This window comes from Occallatibacter sp., from assembly GCF_049802275.1.
Lineage (GTDB): Bacteria > Acidobacteriota > Terriglobia > Terriglobales > Acidobacteriaceae > Telmatobacter.
Genome location: NZ_JBARMD010000099.1, coordinates 1 through 2,589, shown reverse-complemented (window position 1 = coordinate 2,589; position 2,589 = coordinate 1). Strand labels below are relative to the sequence as shown.

4 protein-coding genes are annotated in these 2,589 nt (G+C 57.6%); all 4 read left to right on the top strand.

All coding sequences use genetic code 11. The annotated features are described in order from the left end of the window. The first annotated feature begins 111 nt into the window (after positions 1-111). Positions 112-672, top strand: a complete 561-nt coding sequence (locus tag WA354_RS03175) for a sugar phosphate nucleotidyltransferase (protein WP_472811560.1) — start codon at positions 112-114, stop codon at positions 670-672. Further along, on the top strand, positions 666-1,736 hold the full coding sequence (gene rfbG, locus WA354_RS03170) for a CDP-glucose 4,6-dehydratase (RefSeq protein WP_472811562.1): 1,071 nt from the start codon (positions 666-668) through the stop codon (positions 1,734-1,736). Before WA354_RS03175 ends, rfbG begins: the two co-directional genes overlap by 7 nt. Beyond that, a complete protein-coding gene (locus WA354_RS03165) occupies positions 1,733-1,963 on the top strand; it encodes a hypothetical protein (protein ID WP_472811559.1) in 231 nt (76 codons plus the stop codon). The genes rfbG and WA354_RS03165 overlap by 4 nt, the downstream gene beginning before the upstream one ends. A gap of 171 nt (positions 1,964-2,134) precedes the next feature. Beyond that, the coding region (locus WA354_RS03160) for a PIN domain-containing protein (protein WP_472811561.1) at positions 2,135-2,589 on the top strand (455 nt) is incomplete at its 3' end.

Genomic DNA, 2,589 nt, shown 5'->3' with positions numbered 1-2,589 from the left:
GGAATATCGAGCCAGCATGGTCCCGGGCGTCCGTTTCGTGCCAGATACCATGCGCGTTTCAAGTGATAGGCGATCGAATCTGGATCGCTGACAAACTGAGCGTATTTGGTAATGTCCGATGTCACTTTTGACATGCAGGAGAACCGGATGGAGGTGCATCAGAGCGTTGCTGAACCGTGGCGCGTGACGCTGGTCGATACAGGCGAAAACTCAGGCACCGGCGGCCGCCTGCGCAATGTCGCTCGTTATCTCAAAGACGAAGATGCTTTCTGCATGACGTATGGCGACGGGGTTAGCGATGTGGACATCACGGCTTCGGTCGCCTTCCACAAGAGCCACGGGAAGCTGGCCACGATCACGGCCGTTCACCCCGCTGCCAGGTTCGGCGGCCTCAGCCTCGAAGGAACCCAGATCACTTCCTTTCAAGAGAAGCCGGAGGGCGAAGGCGGCTGGATCAACGGCGGCTTCTTTGTCCTTTCGCCGTCGGTCATCGGCGAAATCCCCGACGAAAGCACTGCATTCGAGGGCGGCCCAATCCAGAAACTCACCGCCCAAAAGCAGGTCCAGGCCTACTTTCATCATGGGTTCTGGCAGCCAATGGACACCCTGCGCGACAAGCAGCGCCTCGAAGAACTCTGGGCCAGCGGGAGGGCTCCGTGGAAAACATGGTGAACCCCTGGCAAGGGCGCCGCGTTTTCCTAACCGGCCACACAGGGTTCAAGGGAAGCTGGCTTTCGCTGTGGCTCGCCGCGAAGGGTGCGCAGATACGCGGCTATGCGCTTGACCCCGCGACTGAACCAAATCTCTTCACAGTGGCTTCAGTTGCTGATGTCCTCGACGATGATCGCGGAGACATTCGAGACTATCAGAAACTTGAGGCTTCGCTCGCCGACTTTGAACCCGAAGTCGTTTTCCACTTGGCTGCACAGCCGCTCGTGCGGCGTTCCTACGCCGATCCCCTGGGCACGTATGCGACGAACGTGATGGGAACCGCTCATGTGCTGGAGGCTGTTCGCAACTGCCCAAGCATCCGTGCCGTAGTCTGCGTCACCACCGACAAGTGCTATGAGAACCACGAAACCGGCCAGTCGTACCGCGAAAGTGACCCGCTCGGCGGCCACGACCCTTATTCCTCGAGCAAGGCCTGTGCTGAAATTGTTGCGGCAGCATACCGCGACTCCTACTTCCCGACGAACCGCCTCAATGAGCACCGGGTTGCGATCGCCACGGCACGTGCCGGAAACGTGATCGGCGGGGGAGACTGGTCAGAAGATCGCCTCATTCCCGACCTAATCCGCGGATTCGATTCGGGCAAGCCCGTGCTCATCCGCCATCCCAATGCGATTCGACCTTGGCAGCACGTACTGGAGCCGCTTCACGGTTACGTCATGCTCGCCGAGAAACTTCTCGCAGGTCGAGTGGAAGCGGCTTCCGCATTTAATTTTGGTCCTGGCGCAGAGGAGGAATGGTCAGTCGAGAAGATTGCTAACAGACTCGTCGATTTGTGGGGTTCAGGAGCTTCCTGGGTCAGCGATAGCGCTCCAAGTGTGCATGAGGCACGCTATCTCAAGCTCGACTCGACCAAGGCGCGATCCGAACTCGGTTGGCAACAGCGCTTGAATCTCGAGAGCACACTCGAGTGGACTCTGCGCTGGTATCGTCAATGGCACGCGAATGGCGATTTAGCCGTCGAAACCTTAGCCCAGATCACCGCTTACGAGCAACTGCATTCTTGAATCGAGCAGCACTCACCCGCACAATACGAAACTGGGCTTCATCTACCTTACCGAAGGATCTCCTCTTCTCGATCGTGTTTTATGCCGCTGCGGCTATGCTCTCGTTCGGGGCGTTTCTCATGCGTTACCGTATCGAGTTGGTTTTGTCATTTCCCCTGATTGCGATCGTGATGGCGATGTATTTGTCGCTGGCATTCAAACCGGACAGCCCTGCGGACCATCCTTAGATCGACCGGAAAGATCAAGAGCTGCGGTGGCGTTGCAGCATTCAAAATAGACCGCGTATGGTACCGGATGGTGAACGGGCGGTTCTTCGACTCACCGTTCGATAGACTCTCCGCTGATAAACTCGTACCGTGCCAGACCAGCAAAAGCCGCCCGTCTTTCTTCTTGACGAGATGTCGTTTATCTTTCGCGCCTACCATGCAATGCAGAGAAGCCGGCCCATGTCGACTCGCTCTGGCCTGCCAACAGCGGCTACCTATGTCTTCGTCAACATGATCAAGAAGTTGCGGCAGGATTTCTCCCCGCGCTACTTCGCAGCAGTCTTCGATCCCAGCGGCGCCGTCTTTCGCGATGAGCGCGCCCAGGCAATCGGCACTTTGCGGAAGTGGAACTCTAAATCGCAAAGCTTTGAAGACGTAAGCTACGACGGCTACAAAGCCAAGCGCGAATCCATGCCCGAAGATCTGCGCCGCCAGGTGCCTTACATTCGCCGCTCTCTGAAGGCTTTGCAGATACCCATCCTTGAGGTGCAGGGGTTCGAGGCCGACGATGTCATTGGCACTCTTGCCCGCGAAGCCGCGGAACTCGGGCATGAGGTCTTCATCGTCTCTGGCGACAAGGACATGAT